The organism is Streptomyces sp. NPDC096132, from assembly GCF_044763345.1.
Taxonomy (GTDB): domain Bacteria; phylum Actinomycetota; class Actinomycetes; order Streptomycetales; family Streptomycetaceae; genus Streptomyces.
The window spans coordinates 145,092-160,744 of record NZ_JBIWGA010000015.1 but is presented as its reverse complement, the minus strand read 5'-3'; the positions used below and the strand labels follow the sequence as shown (position 1 = coordinate 160,744).

Annotated in this window: 13 protein-coding genes; 8 read left to right on the top strand and 5 right to left on the bottom strand. The window is 72.7% G+C overall.

Annotated features, from left to right (window positions below):
• Positions 1–199: 199 nt before the first annotated feature.
• Positions 200–2,890: an FtsX-like permease family protein gene (locus tag ACIRF9_RS31935; protein ID WP_403829140.1), complete on the bottom strand. Its 2,691-nt coding sequence runs from the start codon at positions 2,888–2,890 to the stop codon at positions 200–202.
• Positions 2,884–3,669 carry an ABC transporter ATP-binding protein gene (locus ACIRF9_RS31930; protein WP_403829137.1) on the bottom strand — a complete coding sequence of 262 codons (786 nt, stop codon included), beginning with the start codon at positions 3,667–3,669 and terminating at the stop codon, positions 2,884–2,886. Before ACIRF9_RS31930 ends, ACIRF9_RS31935 begins: the two co-directional genes overlap by 7 nt.
• A gap of 134 nt (positions 3,670–3,803) precedes the next feature.
• On the opposite strand from ACIRF9_RS31930, the gene ACIRF9_RS31925 reads away from it, so the two are divergent.
• Both ACIRF9_RS31925 and ACIRF9_RS31920 read left to right on the top strand, forming a co-directional pair.
• Positions 3,804–5,186: a sensor histidine kinase gene (locus ACIRF9_RS31925; RefSeq protein ID WP_403829135.1), complete on the top strand. Its 1,383-nt coding sequence runs from the start codon at positions 3,804–3,806 to the stop codon at positions 5,184–5,186.
• Entirely contained in the window at positions 5,177–5,818 is a 642-nt protein-coding gene (locus tag ACIRF9_RS31920; protein ID WP_403829445.1) for a response regulator, read from the top strand. Before ACIRF9_RS31925 ends, ACIRF9_RS31920 begins: the two co-directional genes overlap by 10 nt.
• 12 nt (positions 5,819–5,830) lie before the next feature.
• On the opposite strand, the gene ACIRF9_RS31915 is transcribed toward ACIRF9_RS31920, so the two are convergent.
• Positions 5,831–6,313: a GNAT family N-acetyltransferase gene (locus ACIRF9_RS31915; protein ID WP_403829133.1), complete on the bottom strand. Its 483-nt coding sequence runs from the start codon at positions 6,311–6,313 to the stop codon at positions 5,831–5,833.
• A 79-nt stretch (positions 6,314–6,392) separates the two neighbouring features.
• On the opposite strand from ACIRF9_RS31915, the gene xth reads away from it, so the two are divergent.
• Positions 6,393–7,196: an exodeoxyribonuclease III gene (gene xth / locus ACIRF9_RS31910; RefSeq protein ID WP_403829131.1), complete on the top strand. Its 804-nt coding sequence runs from the start codon at positions 6,393–6,395 to the stop codon at positions 7,194–7,196.
• Here xth and ACIRF9_RS31905 read toward each other — a convergent pair.
• Positions 7,193–7,849, bottom strand: a complete 657-nt coding sequence (locus tag ACIRF9_RS31905) for a MerR family transcriptional regulator (RefSeq protein WP_403829129.1) — start codon at positions 7,847–7,849, stop codon at positions 7,193–7,195. The two genes, xth and ACIRF9_RS31905, sit on opposite strands and share 4 nt — an antisense overlap.
• A 136-nt stretch (positions 7,850–7,985) precedes the next feature.
• Between ACIRF9_RS31905 and ACIRF9_RS31900 the strand changes: the two genes are divergently transcribed.
• The 4 genes from ACIRF9_RS31900 to ACIRF9_RS31885 all read left to right on the top strand — a co-directional run bounded on the left by ACIRF9_RS31900 (position 7,986) and on the right by ACIRF9_RS31885 (position 11,519).
• Positions 7,986–9,491, top strand: coding sequence for a flavin-containing monooxygenase (locus ACIRF9_RS31900; protein ID WP_403829127.1), 1,506 nt, complete (start codon positions 7,986–7,988; stop codon positions 9,489–9,491).
• Complete coding sequence (locus tag ACIRF9_RS31895; protein WP_403829124.1) at positions 9,488–10,366, top strand: alpha/beta fold hydrolase; 879 nt, start codon at positions 9,488–9,490, stop codon at positions 10,364–10,366. Before ACIRF9_RS31900 ends, ACIRF9_RS31895 begins: the two co-directional genes overlap by 4 nt.
• Positions 10,363–11,247 carry an SDR family oxidoreductase gene (locus ACIRF9_RS31890; RefSeq protein WP_403829122.1) on the top strand — a complete coding sequence of 295 codons (885 nt, stop codon included), beginning with the start codon at positions 10,363–10,365 and terminating at the stop codon, positions 11,245–11,247. The genes ACIRF9_RS31895 and ACIRF9_RS31890 overlap by 4 nt, the downstream gene beginning before the upstream one ends.
• A gap of 92 nt (positions 11,248–11,339) precedes the next feature.
• Entirely contained in the window at positions 11,340–11,519 is a 180-nt protein-coding gene (locus ACIRF9_RS31885; RefSeq protein ID WP_403829119.1) for a hypothetical protein, read from the top strand.
• Positions 11,520–11,597: 78 nt separating this feature from the next.
• Here ACIRF9_RS31885 and ACIRF9_RS31880 read toward each other — a convergent pair whose 3' ends face one another.
• Positions 11,598–14,864: a S41 family peptidase gene (locus ACIRF9_RS31880; protein WP_403829117.1), complete on the bottom strand. Its 3,267-nt coding sequence runs from the start codon at positions 14,862–14,864 to the stop codon at positions 11,598–11,600.
• Positions 14,865–15,033: 169 nt separating this feature from the next.
• Here ACIRF9_RS31880 and ACIRF9_RS31875 point away from each other — a divergent pair, with 169 nt between their 5' ends.
• Positions 15,034–15,633 (top strand): TetR/AcrR family transcriptional regulator, encoded by a 600-nt coding sequence (locus ACIRF9_RS31875; protein ID WP_403829114.1) that lies wholly within the window; start codon positions 15,034–15,036, stop codon positions 15,631–15,633.
• Positions 15,634–15,653 lie beyond the last annotated feature (20 nt).

The window sequence follows — 15,653 nt, the reverse complement described above, 5'->3', positions numbered from 1 at the left end:
CGCGTGATGTCATCCTCGTAGCCGCCACCGCGGCGCCGATCGCCTCCGCCATCATCGGCCTCAGGGCTCTCGTCGTCACCGAACGCATGGCGAAAATGACCGCGGAGTCCCAGCGGAGCACCGAGCGGGACCGGAAGCTCTTCGAGCTCGAATGGGGCCCGGGAGAACATCTCCAGCTGCGCAACACGGGCTGCGAACCTCAGAGCGACTTCTCCGTGTTCCTCCGGGACGTCTCGGGATTCACCGAAGCCGTGCTCTTCCGTACGTCGCTGGAACCGGGCGAGGCGAAACGGTTCGACCTTCCCCTTCCCGCCTCCCTCTGGCCCGCCCAGATCTGGGTGAGGCTCCACGACCTGCGCGAGATCGCGGTACCGATCCCCAGCACGTGACGGGAGCCCGCGCGCGACACGGACACCGACACCGCCACCGGGACGACCGCCGCCGTCACCGCGATCGCCGCGCAGGCCACTGTCGTCCAGGCGAGGGCCGGCCAGGGCACGGCGAGCGTCGCCGGGGCGGAGACCAGGTGCAACGCGCCCCACATTCCGGTGAGGTTGAGGACCGTCACCAGCAGGCCCAGCAGGCCGCCCAGAGCGACGACGACAAGGGCCTCGGCGGCGGCGAGCCGCAGGAGCTGCCCGCCCGTCGCCCCGGCCAGCCGCAGGGCGGTCAGGTCCCGTCGGCGGTCCGCGGCCGCCATCACCATCGTGTTTGCGAGCGAGATACCGGTGTAGAGGAGCGCGATGCCCAGGACGAGGAACACCCCGAGCCGCGTCGTCCGGTTGGTCTGCGGATAGGCCGCCGCCACCCACTGCGACTTGCTCAGCACCCGCACCCCGCCGACCGCCCGCAGCCCCGCCGCGACCGCCCCCGGATCGGCACCCGCGCGCACCCGTACGTCGACCCGGTCCACGCCCGCGCCACCCGAGTTGGCCGCACTGACGTACACCCCGTCGCCCCCCGTCCCCGTGGCCAGGACGGCGGCGATGCGCAGCGATGCGGCCGTGCCGTCGCCGAGCCACACCCGCACCCGCTGTCCCACCCGGTGCCGCGCCCACTCCTCGGTCACCACGATCGAACCGTTGTCGAGGTCCGTGAGGCGCCCCGCCGTCACCGGCAGCCGTACGGTCCCGTCGAGCCCCGGATCGACCGCCCGCGCCTCGGACTTCACCAGCGCCACCCCGTCCTCCAACGTGTACACGGCGGTCGCGGCACTGGCCGAGACCGTGGTGCCGGGGACCTGCCGCAGACGCTCCACCGTGTCCGACGACAGCGCCGTCCCGCCGTCCGGCGTCACCACGAAGTCCGCCACCGTCCGCTGCCGCACCTCCGCCGCCCGTGCCTCGTTCAGCGTGCCCGTCGCGCCCAGCAGGGAGCCCGCGAGGGCCACGGTCACCAGGACGGGTGCGGCCACGGCGGCGGTACGACGGACCCCGGTGACCGCGTTCTCCCGCACCAGCAGCCCGACGACCCCGGGCAGCCGGGGCATCAGCGGACGCACCAGCGCGGGCGAGAGCAGCGCCACCGCCGTGATGAGGAGCATGGGGCGACTGATGTACGTCTTGCGGTGCAGCAGGTCGCCGGGATCGGTCAGCAGGGCGTACGCCAGGGTCGCGCACGCCGTGACGAGCAGCGCGGCGCCGCACCACCGGCGCCCCCGGGTCAGCGCGCGCCCCTCGACGGACGCCTCGCGCAGCGCCTGCGCCGGCGCGGTCCGCCCCGCCCGCCGACTCGCGGCGGCCGCCCCGCACAGGGCGACCACCAGGCCCGTCCAGAAAGCCAACTGGTACGACCAGACATGGCCGCCGTCGATCGCGTACCAGGCCGGTGCGAGACCGCCGTCGACCACCCACTCCGCCAGCCGCGGGGCGCCGTACGCCCCCAGCGCGCAGCCCGCCGCCGAGGCGAGCGTGCCCACCAGCAGCGCCTCCGCCAGGACCGTCCGGCGGATCTGGCCCGGGGTGGCGCCCGCGGTGCGCAGCAGCCCGAACTCGCGGCGCCGCCGGTCCACCGCGAAGGCGAACGTGGAGGCCACGACGAACACCGAGACGAACGCGGTCACTCCGCCCGCCGTGCCGAACAGGGCGTTCAGCGCGGTGAGCGCCTCGGCGTCCCGGCCGGGGTCGGCGTCCGCGAAACGGCGGGCGGAACCCGTCAGCACCCGCACGTCGTCGCCGACGGCCGCACGGACCGCCGCCGCGTCCGCCTCCACCACCAGCTGCCGTGACAGCGGCTCGAGTCGGGCGGCACGCGCGTCCGTGTAGAACACGGCGTCCTCGAAGTCCTCTGTGGCTTCCCTCGTTTTGACGGTGCCTCTGGTGGTGCTTCCGGCGGTGTCCTCGCCGCTGTCTTCGACGCCACGCGCGCGTACCGTCCCCGCGCGTACCGTCCCCACGACCCGCACCGGCCCGTCCGCCGTGCGCAGCCGGTCGCCCACCGCCGCCCAGTCCCCGGTGGTCACGACCTCACCGGCCGCCCGGGGCGCACGGCCCGCGCTCAGCTCGTACGGGGCGAAACGCGCCGTCGACCAGGGGTGCCCGACCAGGCCGTCGGGGCCGTCGCCCGCCTCGACCCGGACCGGGAAGGAACGGTCCTGCGTGACCGGGCCGAGGGCGCGCAGCGCCGCGACGGTGGCGGCCGGGACCGGACGCGGTGTCGCCAACTCCGCCGTCCGCACACCGGTCGGGGTCATCACCCGCAGGGTGTCCTGTCCCCGCACCACCACCGGCGCCGCCGCGAACCGTTCCGGCGCCCGCTCCGGCGCGTCCAGTGAGGCGGCCAGCGCCTGCCCCATCACGGCGAGCAGGCCGACTCCCAGCGCGAGGGCGACGAAACTGCCGACGAAGGCGGTCCACCGGGCCCGCAGGGTACGCAGGGCGACGCTCAGCACGGGGACCCCTCCAGCGCGGCGGCGGCACGGTCCTGCCCGTCCCCGGTCCTCCCCGTCTCCAGTCCGGCCATCCGCGCCGCGATCCGCTCCGCGCCCGCGCCGGTCAGCTCGCCGTGCACCCGGCCGTCGACCAGGAACACGACCCGGTCCGCGTACGAGGCGGCCACCGGATCGTGGGTGACCATGACGATCGACTGGCCGTGGGCGTCGACCAGCCCGCGCAGCAGGACCAGCACCTCGCGGCCGGTCGTGGAGTCGAGGGCGCCCGTCGGTTCGTCGCCGAAGAGCACCTCGGGGCGGGTGATCAGGGCGCGGGCGAGCGCGACGCGCTGCTGCTGGCCGCCGGAGAGCCGGTCGGGCCGGTGCCCCGCGCGTTCGGCGAGGCCGACCCGGCGCAGCGCCTCGCGCACCTCCGCCTTCGCGGGACGGCGGCCGGCCAGACGCAACGGGAGCGCGACGTTCTGTGCGGCGGTGAGGGCCGGCAGCAGGTTGTACGACTGGAAGACGAATCCGATCCGCTCCTGCCGCAGCAGGGTCAGCCGGCGCTCGCTCAGCCCGGTCAGCTCGGTCCCGCCGATCCGCACCGACCCGGACGTGGGCCGGTCGAGTCCGGCGGCGCACTGCAGCAGCGTCGACTTGCCGGACCCCGACGGGCCCATGACGGCGGTGAAGGAGCCACGGGGGAGCGCGAGCGTGACGTCGTCGAGCGCGGTCACACCGGCGCCCTCCGATGCGTAATGCCGGTGTACGGCGGTGAGTTGGACGGCGTATTCGGTCATGGCTCCACGAAACCGGGAGAGGGGGCGCCAAGTCGTTCGGGCAGGAGCGAGAGTTGGGGTAGGGGCAGCCATACCCCCGGGAGTCGGTCTGAGGGGATGGCTCGACCCTCGCCGCGCTCCGTACGGTGATCCGCATGCACCCCCATCGCCCTCACAACGTGTGGCAGGCCCTGTCCCGGCCGGGATATCTGCTGACGCCGTGGCCCTGGCGCGCCGCCGCCTATCTGCTGACGGGGACGGTCACCGGAGCCGTCGTCCTGGTGGGGCTGGTGGTATGGGTGGCTGTCGGCGGGGTCCTCGCGATCGTTCTCGTAGGGCTGCCGCTCGTCGCGGTCACCGTGTTCGCCGGGCTGCCCGTCGCCGCCTTCGAACGGCGCCGCCTCCGCTTGGTCGACGAAGAGGGGGCGCCCGGCGCACACATCGAGCCACGTGCGCCCGGCGTACGCGCCTGGCTCACCACCCGGCTGCGTGAGCGCGCCACCTGGCGCGAGCTCGGCCACACCCTTCTCGCCGCCTGCCTCCTCTGGCCCGCCGAGGCGTTCCTGCTCACCGTCGCCCTGTTCTCACCCCTGGCGATGATCGCGACGCCGGTGCTGCTGGCGACGGTCGGCGGTGGGCGGGAGGTGAAGGTGCTGAAGGTGTGGACGGTCACCGGGCAGCCCATGGCCTGCGCCGCCGCCGCGCTCGGGGTGCTGCTGCTGGCCGCCGGGGCGTACGCCCTCGGCGCGGCGGCCGGGGCGCGCGCCGCGCTGACCCGCCGCACGGTCGCCCCTCCCGGCGGCGGCCCGCAGTCCAGGGTCGTCGAACTCACCCGTTCCCGCGCCCGCCTGGTCGACGCGTTCGAGGCGGAGCGGCGCCGGATCGAACGCGATCTCCACGACGGCGCCCAGCAACGCCTCGTCGCCCTCACCATGGCCCTCGGACTGGCCCGGCTCGACGCCCCGCCCGGCGGCCCGCTCGCCGAACAGCTCACCCGCGCGCACGAGGAGGCGGGCGCGGCCCTCGCGGAACTGCGCGAGCTGATCCACGGCATCCATCCCAAGGTGCTCGCCGACTACGGCCTGGAGGCGGCCGTCGCCGACGCCGCCGACCGCTCGCCGGTGCCCGTGGACGTGGAGTTCGCACTGCCGGCACCCCGGCTCCCGCAGGCGGTGGAGGCCGCCGCCTACTTCGTGGTCCGCGAGGCGCTCGCCAACGTGGCCCGGCACAGCGGGGCCGCACGCGCGCGCGTGCAGGCGCGGGTCGCGGAGCCCGGGGACGGTGGGCTGCTCGTCCTGGAGGTGACGGACGACGGCCGCGGCGGCGCCGACAGCGCGCGCGGCACCGGCCTCACCGGTCTCGCCGACCGGGTGTCAGTGCTGGATGGAAGACTTTCCGTGACCAGCCCGCCGGGCGGACCGACCCTGCTGCGTGTGGAGATCCCTTGCGAGCCGAGCGAGTTGAGCAAGCCGAGCGAGTCGAGCCGGCCGGAACGACCGGACAGGCCGAGTCGGCCGAGCGGAACGGCCTGCGCGTAGTCCTCGCCGAGGACAGCGTCCTGCTCCGCGACGGCCTGACCGCCCTGCTCACCCGCTTCGGGCACGAGGTCGTCGCGGGGGTCGGCGACGCCCGGGCGCTCCTCGCGGCAGTCGCCGACCACACACCCGACATCGTCGTCACCGACGTCCGTATGCCCCCCGCCTTCCAGGACGAGGGCCTGCACGCGGCGGTGCGGCTGCGCGCCGAGCGCCCCGGCCTGCCCGTCCTCGTCCTCAGCCAGTACGTCCAGCGCGCCTACGCCGCCGAGCTCCTCGACTCCGGCGACGGCACCGGCGTCGGCTATCTGCTCAAGGACCGCGTCGGCCAGGTCGAGGAGTTCATGGACGCCCTGCGCGAGGTCGCGGCCGGCGGCACGGTCGTCGACCCCGAAGTCGTACGGCAGTTGCTGCGCCGCCGCCGCGACCCGCTGGCCCGGCTCACGGCACGCGAACGGGAGGTACTGGCGCTGGTGGCCGAGGGGAAGTCCAACGGGGCGATCGCCAGAACGCTCGTGGTCTCGGAGGCGGCCGTCGGCAAGCACATAGGCAGCATCCTCACCAAGCTGGACCTGCCCCCGGCCGACGACACCCATCGGCGGGTCCTCGCGGTGCTGGCCTACCTCAGAAGCTGAGCGGTCTTGGCCTCAGGAACCGAGCGGCTTGGCGAAGCACCGGCTGGACTCGTACGCGCGGTAGTAGCCGAACTTGGTGCACGCCCTGTACCCGCTCGACGTGTACAGGGCGATGGCCTCCGGCTGCTCCGTGCCGGTCTCGAGGACCATCCGCAGCCGCCCGGCGGCCCGCGCGTCCTCCTCCAGGGCGGTGAGGATCCGCCGCGCCAGCCCGCGCCCGCGCATCTCCCGGATCACGAACATCCGCTTCAGCTCGGCGTCCCCGTCCTCGTTGCCCTCGCCGTTGCTGTCCTGGCTGCGCCAGCCGCCGGTGGCCACCGGCCGGCCGCCCTCGTCGTACGCGATGAAGTAGACCCCGCGCGGCGGCTCGAAGTGGGCCGGCTCCAGGACGGTGGCGTCGCCGCCGTCGCCGTATCGCTCGTGGTACTCCGCCTGGACCTCGTCGTTGAGCTTGACGGCGTCGGGGTGGTCGAAGGACACGCGGCGTATGTTCATGCTGCTCACAGTACTTCTATGCAAAATCTGGAGGAAACTGATTTCTGGACCTGGTCCAGTGTGCCGGTATCGTGCCCGGGTGCTGACTGTGACCTCCGTCAATGTGAACGGTCTGCGCGCCGCAGCGAAGAAGGGCTTCGTCGAGTGGCTCGCGGACACCTCCGCCGATGTGCTGTGCCTGCAGGAGGTGCGTGCCGAGCCGGAGCAGCTGCCCGAGGCGGTCCGCGCACCGGAGGGCTGGTACGTCACGCACGCCCCTGCCGCCGCCAAGGGCCGGGCCGGGGTCTCCCTCTACACCCGGCGTGAACCGGACGCCGTCCGGGTCGGCTTCGGCTCGGCCGAGTTCGACGGCACCGGCCGTTACGTCGAGGCCGACCTGCCCGGTGTGACGGTCGCCTCCCTCTACCTTCCGTCCGGCGAGGTCGGCACCGACCGCCAGGACGAGAAGGTCCGCTTCATGGGCGAGTTCCTGGCCTACCTCAAGGACCTGCGCGAGCGCGCCGCCGCCGACGGCCGCGAGGTCCTGGTCTGCGGCGACTGGAACATCGCCCACCAGCAGGCCGACCTGAAGAACTGGCGCGCCAACCAGAAGAACTCCGGCTTCCTGCCAAAGGAGCGGGACTGGCTGACCCAGGTCCTGAGCTCCGAGGCGGGCGGGTACGTGGACGTCGTCCGCGCCCTGCACCCGGACCTGGAGGGGCCGTACACCTGGTGGTCGTACCGGGGCCGGGCCTTCGACAACGATTCAGGATGGAGGATCGACCTGCACGTCTCGACGCCCGGGCTCGCCGGCAAGGCCGTCAAGGGGCTTGTGGAGCGGGCCGCCACCCACGCCGAGCGCTGGTCGGACCACGCGCCCGTGACGGTGGTCTACGACCTCTAGATCTCCTTCCCGGCCCCCTTCCGCAACCGCCGGTCCAGTGCCAGTGAAAGCTCCGCCTCCACCACGCTCCGTGCCAGGGGGCGCAGGCGGGGGAGGTCGGACTCGGTGGCGTGGCGGAGGACGAGGGCGGTGAAGAGTTCGGCGAGGGCGTCGGCGTGTTCGCGGACGCGGGCGCCTGCCGCCAGGACCTCGGCGAGGGGGATGCCCTCGCGGACGAGGGCGGAGGAGACGTCCAGCAGGCGGCGGCTGATGTGGACGATCTCGTCGCCGTCGGTGCCGAGGTAGCCGAGTTCGAGGGCGGCGGCGAGGTTCTCGGGGGTGACCTGGCCCTCGAAGCGGGCGGCGAGCTCCTCGGGGGTGAGGCGGATCGGCTCCTCCTCGGTGGGGCCTCCGACGCCGATCAGGTCGGCCACGTCGCGGCCCTGGTCGAGGGCGTCCGCCAGTTCCGCGATGCCGGTCAGGGTGTGGCCGCGTTCCAGGAGGGCGGCGATCGTCCGCAGCCGGGCCAGGTGATGGTCGTCGTACCAGGCGATACGGCCCTCGCGGCGGGGTGGTGCGAGCAGTTTGCGCTCGCGGTAGAAGCGCAGGGTGCGCACTGTGATGCCGGCCTCCCTGGCCAGCTCCTCCGTCCGGTATTCGCGCTTGTCCGCCACGGCGGAAGCCTATGTCGTACTGGCGGTAACTTCGTCCTTCCAGCCCCTACCGCTCGGTACGGACCTGCTCTACAGTCCGATTGCGCCAGTGTTCACTGGCAGAGTCGCGCAGAGTCGCACGGCAGAAGGAGTCGGTATGACCGAACACGTACGGGTGGCGGTGATCGGATCCGGGTTCGGCGGGCTGGGAGCCGCCGTGCGGCTGCGCCGGGAAGGGATCACCGACTTCGTCGTCCTGGAGCGCGCCGGCAGCGTCGGCGGCACCTGGCGGGACAACAGCTACCCGGGGTGCGCCTGTGACGTGCCGTCCCACCTGTACTCCTTCTCCTTCGCGCCCAACCCCGACTGGCCGCGCACCTTCTCCGGGCAGGAGCACATCCGCGCCTATCTGGAGCATGTGACCGAGGTGTTCGGGCTCCGGCCGCACCTGCGCCTCGACACCGAGGTCCAGCGGATGACCTGGGACGCGCGGGAGCTGCGGTGGGACATCGAGACGAGCGGCGGGCGGTACTGCGCCGATGTGGTCGTGTCGGCCACCGGACCGTTGTCCGATCCGAAGATCCCGGACATCCCCGGCCTCGACTCCTTCCCCGGCAAGGTCTTCCACTCGGCCCGCTGGGACCACGACCACGACCTCACCGGCAAGCGGGTCGCCATGGTCGGCACGGGTGCCTCCGCCGCACAGATCGTGCCCGCCATCCAGCCGAGCGTCTCCCGGCTGACCCTCTTCCAGCGCACTCCGCCGTGGGTCATGCCCCGCGTGGACCGGGCCATCAGCGGCGCCGAGCGGGCGCTGCACCGCGCCCTGCCCTTCACCACCCAGCTGCGGCGCGGGCTGCTGTGGGGCATCCGTGAGCTGCAGGTCCAGGCGTTCACCAAGCACCCGAACGAGCTGGGCTTCGTCGAGCAGCTGGCCAAGCGGAATCTGGCCCGCGCCATCAAGGACCCGGCCCTGCGGGCGCGGCTCACCCCCGACTACCGCATCGGCTGCAAGCGGATCCTGCTGTCGAGCACCTACTATCCGGCGCTCGCCCAGCCCAATGTCGACGTCGTGGCGAGCGGGCTCGGTGAGATCCGCGGGTCCACACTCGTCGCCGCCGACGGCAGCACGGCCGAGGCCGACGTCATCGTCTTCGGTACGGGCTTCCACGTCACCGACATGCCGATCGCCGAGCGGGTGGTGGGCGCCGACGGGCGGACCCTCGCGGAGAGCTGGAAGGACGGGATGGCGGCGCTGCGCGGCGCCTCCGCCGCCGGTTTCCCGAACTGGATGTCGATCATCGGGCCCAACACCGGTCTCGGGAACTCCTCGATGATCCTGATGATCGAGTCCCAGCTGAACTACATGGCCGACTATCTGCGGCAGCTCCACGTTCTCGGCGGCCGCGCCGCCCTCGACGCCCGCCCCAGCGCCGTCAACGCCTGGAACCGGCGGGTGCAGGACCGTATGCGGCGCACGGTGTGGAACACCGGCGGCTGCACCAGCTGGTACCTCGACGCGAACGGCCGCAACACCACCGTCTGGCCGGGCACGACGAGCGAGTTCCGGCGCGCGACGCGGCGGGTCGACCTCGCGGAGTACGAGGTCGTGCGGGCGTCGGTCCGTACGAAGGGCGCCGAGAAGGACCAGGTGACGGCGTGAGCTCCTCCTACCGCGAACTCACCGCCGTCTCGGCCGACGGCGCCCGGCTGCACGTCGAGGTGCACGGCCCCGAGGACGCGCCCCCCGTCGTCCTCGCCCACGGCTGGACCTGCTCGACCGCCTTCTGGGCGGCCCAGATCCGGGACCTCGCCGCCGACCACCGGGTCATCGCCTACGACCAGCGCGGCCACGGACGCACCCCGCCGTCCCCGGTGTGCAGCACGGACGCGCTCGCCGACGACCTGGAAGCCGTCCTGGAGGCCACCCTCGCGCCCGGTGAGAAGGCCGTGATCGCCGGTCATTCGATGGGCGGCATGACGGTGCTGGCGGCCGCCGGCCGAGCCGCGTTCCAGGACCATGCCGCCGCCGTCCTGCTGTGCAGCACGGGCGCCTCGCGGCTGGTCGCCGAGTCCACCGTCGTACCGCTGCGGCCCGGGCGGCTGCGGACCTGGCTGACCCGGCACGTCCTCGGGTCGAGGGCGCCGCTCGGACCGGTGACGCCGGTCGCGAAGCGGATCCTCAAGTACGCCACGATGGGCGCCGGTTCGGCCCCGCACCTGGTGGAGACGTGCGCCCGGATCGTGCACGCCTGTCCGCGCCGGGTGCGGCACGCCTGGTCGCACGTGCTGAGCCTGCTCGACCTCGACCACGCCGTGCGGGAGTTGAGGGTGCCGACGGCCGTGGTGGTGGGCACCGGCGACCGGCTGACCCCGCCGGTGCACGCGCACCGGATCGCCGCGGCGCTGCCCCGCTCCCTGGGGGTCACCGAGCTGCCCGGCCTCGGCCACATGACGCCGGTCGAGGCGCCCGAGCTGGTCAGCGGCAGGATCCGGGAACTCGTCTCCACGTACACGCAGTTGAAGGAGGGCGCATGAGCAAGGTCGGTCTCGAGGGACAGGTCGCCGTCGTCACCGGCGCCGCGCGGGGGGTCGGCGAGCTGCTCGCCCGCAAGCTCTCCGCGCGCGGGGCGAAGGTCGCGCTGGTGGGCCTGGAGCCGGACGCGCTGAAGCAGCTCTCCGAGCGGCTGCACAGCGACAGCGACCACTGGTACGCCGACGTCACGGACCACGAGGCGATGACGCGGGTCGCGGCCGAGGTGAAGGAACGCTTCGGCAAGGTGGACATCGTGGTCGCCAACGCCGGTGTCGCGTCCGGCGGCCCCTTCGTCGACTCCGACCCCGAGGCCTGGCGGCGGGTCATCGAGGTCAACCTCATCGGCTCGGCGGTGACGGCCCGCGCCTTCCTGCCGGTGCTGCTGGAGAGCCGGGGCTATCTCCTCCAGATCGCCTCCCTCGCCGCGATCACGCCGGCTCCCATGATGACCGCGTACTGCGCGTCCAAGTCGGGCGTGGAGGCGTACGCGCACAGCCTGCGCGCCGAGGTCGGGTACCGGGGCGTGCGCGTGGGCGTGGGCTATCTGTCCTGGACCGACACGGACATGGTGCGCGGGGCCGATCAGGAGGAGGTGATGCGGGAGTTGCGGCAGCGGCTGCCGTGGCCCTCGAACAAGACGTATCCGCTCGGTCCGGCCGTGGACCGGATCGTGGCCGGCATAGAGCGGCGTTCGGCCCATGTGTACGGGCAGTGGTGGCTGCGCGGGATGCAGGGCGTACGCGGGTATCTTCCCGGGCTCATCGGGACCGTCGGGCAGCGCGAGATGAAGCGGTTCGCGCCCAGGCTGCAGGGCATGCGGACGGGGCTGGTCGGGGCGGGCGGGGCGGCCGACGAAGAAGCCCGCGCTACGCACCGTAGTTGATCGAAATGCGCCGTATGTCCTCCCGTGTGAATCTGGTCGAGGCCCCACCAAGGGGCCCCAACCCCCTCATCTCCCTACAGGAGTGAACCCACATGGGTACGAAGGACAAGATGCAGGACCAGTCCAAGCAGTGGCAGCAGCAGGCCAAGCAGAAGGCCCAGCAGGCCAAGGAGCAGATGCCGCAGCGTGGCCGCCGCCGCGACACGGACGAGGAGACGGAGCGTCTCCGGCGTGAAGAGGAAGACCGCCTCAACCAGGACTACGACGCCTAGTTGTCGCGTTCGGCCTCGGCCGTGAACGTGGGGTGCCCTTCCTTTGGGAGGGCACCCTGCGTTGTTGTGTGTGGAGAGTCAAGAACGCGGCGGCAGCTTCGGTCGTGAGCGGTCCGGTGCGCCGCTGTGGTCCGGTGGGGTCGCCGGGGGGTTGGTGGTCAGGAGGTCCAGGGCCAGGTGGACCGCGTCGGCGAGTTGGGCGTAGCGGCCCTCCGCCCAGTCCAGGGGGGTGCGCAGGACCTCCAGGTCGGGGAGGACGCCGTGGTTCTCGATGGACCAGCCGTAGGCGTCGAACCAGGCGGCGTTCATCGGTACGGTGATGATCGTGCCGTCGCCGAGCTGGTGGCGGCCGGTCATGCCGACGACTCCGCCCCAGGTGCGCTGGCCGACGACCGGGCCGAGCTCGAGCAGTTTGAAGGCGGCCGTGATCATGTCGCCGTCCGAGGAGGTCGCCTCGTCGGCGAGGGCCACCACCGGTCCGCGGGGGGCGTTCGAGGCGTACGACACCGGCTGGGCGTCCCGGGTCAGGTCCCAGCCGAGGATGGTGCGCGTCAGTTTCTCCACGACGAGTTCGCTGATGTGCCCGCCCGCGTTGCCGCGCACGTCCACGATGAGGGCGGGCCGGGACACCTCCATGCGCAGGTCGCGGTTGAACTGGGCCCAGCCGGAACCGCCCATGTCGGGGATGTGGAGGTAGCCGCACTTGCCGCCGCTCAACTCCCGCACCACCTCGCGCCGTTTGGCCACCCAGTCCTGGTAGCGCAGGGGGCGCTCGTCGATGAGGGGGACCACCGCCACGCGCCGTGCGCGCCCTGCCTCGCCCTCCGCGGGAGTGAACGTGAGCTCCACGGTCGTACCGCCCGCCCCCGCCAGCAGGGGATAGGGGCCCGCCACGGGGTCCACGGGCCGGCCGTCGACGTGGGTGAGGACGGCGCCCTCGCGGATTCCCGTGCCCGCCAGCGGCGACCGTGCCTTGGAGTCGGAGGAGTCGCCGGGCAGGATGCGTTTCACCGTCCAGCCGCCGTCGCGCGGCACGAAGTTGGCGCCCAGCAGGCCCTGCCGGCGCTGGTAGTGCGGCGGCCCCTCGTTGCGGCGGGCGGGGGTGACGTACGCGTGCGAGGTGCCCAGTTCGCCGAGGACCTCGCGCAGCAGGTCCGCGAACTCGTCGGGGGAGGCGACCCGTTCGACCAGCGGGCGGTACTGGGCCAGGACCGCGTCCCAGTCGATCCCGCACATGCCGGGGTCCCAGAAGTAGGCGCGGATGAGACGGCCGGCCTCCTCGTACGACTGGCGCCACTCGGCGCCCGGGTCCACCTCGTGCATGATGCGACGCAGGTCGATCCACACCGTCGTGTCGAGGTCGCCGGACTCGCTGGACGGCACGGCCCGCAGATCGCCCTCGTCGACCACGACGAGCCGGGTCCCGTCCCCGCTGACCGCGAACCAGTCGAGGTCGCCGATGAGTTCGGACTTCTTCGCCTTGCTGATGGTGAAGTACTCCAGTGTCGGGCGGCCGCTCATGTCGTCCGGGTTGGCGAAGGTCTCGCCCAGCGCGCCCGAGATCGGCCAGCGCAGCCACACCAGGCCGCCGCCCGCGACCGGGTGCAGCGCCGAGTACTTGGAGGCGGTGACGGGGAAGGGGGTGACCCGGCTCTCCAGGCCCTCGATCTCGACGGTCACGGTCCCGTCGCCGCCTCCGCCCTCGTCCTCCTCCACCGGGTCCAGGCCGCCGGCGGCCGGCCGGCCTTCCGGGTTCAGCGCGAAGGGGGACGGCGTCGCGGAGGAGAGGGGCACGAGGTAGGGGCGGCAGCCGAGCGGGAAGGAGAGGTCCCCGGTGTGGACGTCGTACACCGGGTCGAAGCCGCGCCAGGAGAGGAACGCGAGGTATCGGCCGTCCCGGGTGAACACCGGGTTCTCGTCCTCGAAGCGGCCGTTCGTCACGTCGACGATCAGCCGCTCGCCCTTCGCGAGACCGGAGATCCGGGCCATCTTGATCTGCCGCAGGGACCGTCCGATCCCCGGGTGCGACCAGGTCAGCCAGCTTCCGTCCGGTGAGAAGGCGAGGTCGCGGACGGGTCCGTTGACCGACGCGATCAGTTCGGTGACCTCGCCGTTCGATTCCTCTGTGGCGTCGAGCAGGAGGAGCCGTCCGTCGTTGGAGGCGATCGCGAGCCGTTCGCCGTCCGGGTCCGCCACCAGTTCCAGGACCCGCCCGAGCTCCCCGGACGCCAGCCGCCGCGGCTCCCGGTCCCCGCTGGCCCGCGGCAGATAGGCGATCTCGACGGCGTCCTCGCCCTCCGCGTCGGTGACGTACGCGACCTGTCCGCCCGAGCCGAGCATCTCCGGCAGCCGCACCCGTACGCCGGGCGAGTCGGTGATCGTACGGGCGGGCCCGTCGCGGTGGGTCAGCCAGTACAGGCTTCCGCGGACGACGACCGCGCTCGCCCGGCCGGTCTCGTCGACGGAGAGGCCGTCCACGTGCTGGGCCGCCGGGATCTGGTACCGGCGCCGCCCCGCCCTGGGCCCGCCCATCCGTACGTCGATGCGGCGCGGCTCGGAGTCCGCGGCCAGGTCGTCGACGATCCAGAGGTCCCCGGCGCACTGGTAGACCACCCGGGTGCCGTCGGTGGAGGCGTGCCGGGCGTAGAAGGCGTCGTGGTCGGTGTGCCGGCGCAGGTCGGAGCCGTCGTGGGCGCAGGAGTAGAGGTTGCCGACGCCCTCGTGGTCGGAGAGGAAGGCGATGCGGCCGCCGGCGAAGAGGGGGGAGTGGAGGTGGCCGTCGAGGTGCTCCAGGAGCCGCTGTCCGTGCAGCCAGAGCCGGCCCGTGGCGCCGCCCCGGTAGCGCTTCCAGGCGGCGGGTTCGTGCGGGGGAGTGCCCGTGAGCAGCAGGGTCCTGCGCTCGCCGTCGAGGTCGGCGACCTGGATGTCGGAGACCGGCCCCCAGGGCAGCTTGCGGCCGGGGGAGCCGTCGGTGGGGACCTTGTAGGCCCAGGTGTAGTAGGAGAAGGGCTCGCCGTGGGAGGCGACGGCGAGGATGTCGGCGTGGTGGTCGCCGTCGGGCGGACTCCAGCCGCAGACCTGGGTGTCGGGGCTGCCCCAGTAGGTCAGCCGCCGCCCCGGCCCGCCGTCCACCGGGACCAGGTGGATCTCCGGGACGACACCGCGCCAGCTGGTGTACGCGATGTGCCGGCCGTCTGGGGAGAAGCGCGGGTGTCCGGCCTTGGCGCGGTCGACGGTGAGGCGCCAGGCGCGGCCCGGACTGTCGAGGGGGGTCAGCCAGAGATCGTCCTCGGCGACGAAGCACAGGAGGTCACCGCTGAGATGGGGCAGGCGCAGATAGCTCACCTCCCCATGCTTTTCCGGTGGATGAACCAGAGCAACTTATGACATACGACACGTCGTGTCGGCGCCCTGAGCGGGGCGTGAGACAGGACACGTACGAAACGGTTTCGTTTCGTTGAGGAGTGCGCTACATTCGTGGCAGTGAACGACAGGAGCGGGAAGGGTGAGTGGCATGACTGAGGTCGCGACGGCGCGTCGCAGTCGCATCACGCCCGAGCGCGAGGCCGAGCTGTACGGCGCCGTGCTCGAACTGCTCCGCGAGGTCGGCTACGACGCCCTCACCATGGACGCCGTCGCCGCCCGCACGCGCTCCAGCAAGGCCACGCTCTACCGCCAGTGGGGCGGCAAGGCCGAACTGGTCGTGAAGGCCCTCAAGCACAGCAAGCCCGGTCTGGCCGACGAGGTCGACACCGGGTCGCTCCACGGCGACCTGCACGCGCTGATGGCGCGCGAGGACGACTGCGCCATGGAGCGGAACTCCGCGCTGATGCGGGGCGTGGCCATGGCGATCCACAACGACGAGCATCTTCGTGAGGTGTTCCGCAGCCAGCTGGTCGAACCGGAGATGGCCGCGTTCCGACGCGTCCTGCAACGGGCCGTCGACCGGGGCGAGGTCCGAGCGGACTGCCCGGCGCTGGAATTCCTGATCCCCATGATGGTCGGGGCGTTCGCCACCCGGGCGCTGCTCGACGACCAGCCGCCGACCCAGGCCTACCTCCTGTCGTACATCGACGCCGTGGTCCTCCCCGCCCTGGGCGCCCCCCTGCGCTGACACCTTCCCCAGCCAGCACC